The organism is Wolbachia endosymbiont of Glossina morsitans morsitans (assembly GCF_000689175.1).
GTDB classification, from domain to species: Bacteria; Pseudomonadota; Alphaproteobacteria; order Rickettsiales; family Anaplasmataceae; genus Wolbachia; species Wolbachia pipientis.
This window is the reverse complement of record NZ_AWUH01000172.1, coordinates 8,148-11,134: the sequence shown is the minus strand read 5'-3', so window position 1 is coordinate 11,134 and position 2,987 is coordinate 8,148. Positions and strand designations below refer to the sequence as shown.

Annotated in this window: 3 protein-coding genes and 3 pseudogenes; all 6 read left to right on the top strand. The window is 35.9% G+C overall.

Annotated elements, in window-relative coordinates; translation table 11 throughout:
- Positions 1-751: 751 nt before the first annotated feature.
- Positions 752-851, top strand: a pseudogene (locus tag WGMM_RS06910) (OB-fold domain-containing protein); the annotation flags it as partial.
- A gap of 1 nt (position 852) precedes the next feature.
- Positions 853-952: pseudogene (gene ruvA, locus WGMM_RS06905) on the top strand (Holliday junction branch migration protein RuvA); the annotation flags it as partial.
- 1 nt (position 953) lies between these two features.
- Positions 954-1,304: Holliday junction branch migration protein RuvA (gene ruvA / locus WGMM_RS06900; protein ID WP_240991929.1), on the top strand; the 351-nt coding region annotated here is incomplete at its 5' end.
- Positions 1,301-1,953 (top strand): annotated as a pseudogene (gene ruvB, locus WGMM_RS04400) (Holliday junction branch migration DNA helicase RuvB); the annotation flags it as partial. The gene ruvA (WGMM_RS06900) and the pseudogene ruvB, both read left to right, overlap by 4 nt.
- A 1-nt stretch (position 1,954) precedes the next feature.
- Positions 1,955-2,284, top strand: a 330-nt coding sequence (locus WGMM_RS06895; RefSeq protein WP_275039487.1) for a Holliday junction DNA helicase RuvB C-terminal domain-containing protein, incomplete at its 5' end; no start/stop codon positions are given.
- Positions 2,285-2,361: 77 nt separating this feature from the next.
- Positions 2,362-2,987, top strand: a 626-nt coding sequence (locus WGMM_RS04395; RefSeq protein WP_051599653.1) for a hypothetical protein, incomplete at its 3' end; no start/stop codon positions are given.

Sequence of the window (2,987 nt, the reverse complement as noted above, 5' to 3'; positions counted from 1 at the left end):
TGGATATTTTTTCCTCATCTCTTACCTCAATATTCTTTCTTTATATACTACGTATTCCTTGGTTTGTGGACAACCTCTAAGTATAAAAGTAGCCGTTTTATGTTAAAATACAACGTTTTGATGATTATGAAAAGGCTGGATCCCAGAGTCTGGGCACTGGGATGACAAGGTATAAACCTTATCGTCATGCCGCCGCAGACCGTCATACCGCGCGATTCATTCGCGGTATCTCTTAGCATAGATCCCGCTAACGAGTAGCGGGATGACGATTGTCGTTTAGCCATAAACATTAAGAAATTTACCAAATGAAATAAAAGGCAAAAGAAGTCCCGGTTATTATCTATTTTCAGTATTGGCGTTCTTTAAAGTCTTAAACACTGCAATTTAGCTGCTTTTAAATGCAACTCATCTTAGTTTAAATGTTTAGGAAATTTACTAAGCAGAAAAAAAGGCAAAAGAAACCCCGTGTTAGGTAGTTGTCACTCTTGAATCCTGCAAATCTATACTGTCTTGAACGCTTTATAAGCGCGTTTAAGCTTATATAGCTAGAAATGTTGTGAGACGCCAAATACGTTGAGTTTTTTTGTCATTTAATCTGTACAAAGAAGATAAATAAATAGCTTCAGTTTCATGATAAGGGGGCTGGCGAAGGGTGTCAAGTGGTTTTTTAACCACGTTTCCCTGTTATAATATTCGTTTGCTTGACCTAAGATCCAGGAGTATTTAAACTGAACCCTATATAGTACTAAAAATGATAGGAAATCTAAGTGGAATAGTTGATGAAGTGCGCAGTGATCACATAATCCTGAATGTGAATGATGTTGGCTATATGGTGTATCTTTCAGCCAAAANTTTAAGTGCTTGTGCAATTGGAAGCAAATAACAGAGAAAACACTACTCAGCTATATGGTTTTATAAACAAAGAAGAACAGCAGTGCTTGAGGTTGCTTGTNAAAGTAAGCGGCGTTAACTATAAAACTGCAATGTCAATTTTGAGTAAATTAACTCCAGAACAGCTATTTTTGGCAATTATGAATGAAGATAAAGTAACACTCAAGATGAGTGGACTTGGCCTGAAACTCATAAATCGAATCATCACTGAATTGAGTGGCAAAGTAAGTAAACTAGAAATAAATAACAATAACTTTAATCCAATCAATGAAGATGCACTTTCAGCTTTGATCAATCTTGGGTATGAAAAAATGAAAGCTTATGATACGATAAAAAAAATACAAGACGAATCGTCAAATCTGGGCACTAAGGATATTATTCGCATAGCGCTTAAGGAGCTCTCAACATTATGAAATCAATATCGTGCGATAAAGAATATACTGAAGATGCACGCAATATCAACATCAGGCCTGAGCAACTTGATGATTTTGTCGGGCAAAAAGACTTAATACAAAATTTAAAAGTGTTTATAAACACTGCACAGACGAGAACTGAAGCTTTAGATCACGTCTTATTGTACTTAAGTCCTCCAGGGCTTGGCAAAACAACTTTAGCACAAATTGTTTCTAAAGAATTAAGAGTTAGCTTTCGCGCAACTTCTGGTCCTTTACTTAGTAAAGCTGGGGACTTGGCTGCAGTGCTCACCACTTTAAATGCAAAAGATGTTCTATTTATCGACGAAATCCATAGATTAAATCGCAGCATCGAAGAAGTTTTATATACTGCTATGGAAGATTTTTGCTTGGACATATTAGTAGGTGAAGGTCCATCTACTCGCACTTTAAGGATGGATCTACCACCATTTACGCTAATTGGAGCAACAACACGGCTGGAATTACTTTCTGCGCCACTCAGAGATCGTTTTGGCATTCCTTTGCATCTTGAGTTTTATTCCTTTGAGGAGCTGATTAATATTATAAAAAGAGGCGCAAGAGTTCTTTCTGCTGAAATTGAAGAGGATGCAGCACGGGAAATTGCCTGCCGTGCGCGCGGCACTCCAAGNATTGCTTTGAGGTTACTCAGAAGAATAAGGGATTTTGTTGAAGTGAAAGATGATAAAAAAATCACTTATGAAGTCGCTGATTCTGTATTACTAAAATTGGGTGTAGATAAAATGGGACTCAATAAACTTGATATGAATTATCTAAGATTTTTATTCAACACTTCAGGCCCTGTTGGAATTGACACCATATCTATTGCGCTATCCGAAGATGTTGGCAATATTGAAGAAACAGTAGAACCTTATTTAATCAAAATTAGTTTTGTAAAGCGCACACCAAGAGGGCGCGTTCTAGCCGATCAAGCAAAGGAGTATTTGAGCTTTCAACATTAAACGTCATAATTTATATTGATTAATTGAGATAATGCTCGTATGTTGACATTTGTGTATTAAGGATAATGCAGGCATATATGTTAGATAGTAATGAAACTGTATCTTTGATTGTTGATCAAAATATTGCTGCTGGTAGCGTATCTGGGTCAATACCGAATAAGGATAAATGTAGGTACGTCACTCTTGATGATGAAGAAACATGGAAGAGGTTCTTTGTAGATCAGAACAACCCTTCTACTAATACTACTAATAAAGTAATAGTGAAACCTCATGTTCATAAGAATAGCGATGGTATGTATAGATATACTGCTGAGGAGAACAAATATCATGGTCGGGAAATTGTAGGCAAAGCTGCTAAACAAATTGAAGAAGAGATATCTAAAAATATTGATGCAAAGCTTATAAAATTAAGAGAAACTAAAAATATAGATAACAGTGTTAAGCCTGTCATAAGAATTGCGCTGAACGATTATATAAAAGAAGTAAAATTGCATGATATTCTAAGTGGTAATATGTGCAAAAAGTACGATGTAAAGACAGTTACGTTGCTACTACCTGACCAAAAAACAAGGGGGGTACGTTGCCAAATTGATAAGGATGGGGCAAGAATTTATGAAGTGGCTAATGGGTCATATCAAATGACTTTAAAGTGGAATGCTCAAGGAAAAGAATGTAATATTAAAATTAATATTCATGATAATGG